The following is an 816-nucleotide window of genomic DNA, read 5'->3' on the forward strand; positions in this document are numbered from 1 at the left end:
CAAACTCAGGCATAGCTCCTGGCGTCAACCTGACCGTGGCAGCCGGCTTGATGGCGGCGATCGGCAGCATCGATCGATTCAGCTCGCCGCAGAAGCTGGTGAGCTACTTCGGACTGAACCCGCGCGTGCGCCAGTCCGGTCTTGGGCCAGCTCATCATGGCCGGATCAGCAAGGCTGGCCGCAGCCATGCTCGGGCAATGCTGGTCGAGGCGGCATGGGCGGCAGCGAAAGCGCCTGGCCCCCTGCGCGCCTTCTTCATCCGCATCCGGGCACGTCGTGGCCATCAGATCGCCGTCGTGGCCATGGCGCGCAAGCTTGCGACCCTGTGCTGGCACATGCTGACGAAATGCGAAGACTACCATTGGGCCAGGCCAAGCCTGGTTATTCACAAGCGCCGGGCCATGGAACTGGCCGCCGGCCAGCCGCAGAAAAAGGGCAACAAGCGCGGGGCGAGCTATGCTTACAACGTGAAGGAATTGCGCCAGCGAGAGGCGCAGGTCGCAGAGCAGGCAGAAAGAAGCTACGAACACTTCGTGGCCGTTTGGCAGCCACGTCCTCCGAAACATGGCGTCGGGTGTGCGGCCGCCTCAAACCGGCAGGGACTGGATGGGCTGCCCGGTGACGCTTCCAGCCGACGCGCCACGCTTCGCCACGAGGTCGGCCGCACACCAAAAGGATAGCGAGAAATGGCGCAAAAGTCTTGTCGATCTCATCCGTCGTGTAGATGATCTTGCGGATCGCCGGATCGAAGGCAAAGAACGGGATCACTTCCTGCCATGCACGACGCCAGGCCGGGGCGATGGACGCGTATTTCCC

General features: G+C 63.5%; 1 protein-coding gene and 1 pseudogene. One reads left to right on the top strand and one right to left on the bottom strand.

Annotated elements, in window-relative coordinates:
* The coding region (locus MBELCI_RS18940) for a transposase (RefSeq protein ID WP_200861309.1) at window positions 1–680 on the top strand (680 nt) is incomplete at its 5' end.
* Window positions 681–702: 22 nt separating this feature from the next.
* Here the strand turns inward: MBELCI_RS18940 and MBELCI_RS22195 are convergent.
* Window positions 703–816: pseudogene (locus MBELCI_RS22195) on the bottom strand (transposase); the annotation flags it as partial.

Origin of the sequence: Limimaricola cinnabarinus LL-001 (assembly GCF_000466965.1) — a bacterium.
Classification (GTDB): domain Bacteria; phylum Pseudomonadota; class Alphaproteobacteria; order Rhodobacterales; family Rhodobacteraceae; genus Limimaricola; species Limimaricola cinnabarinus.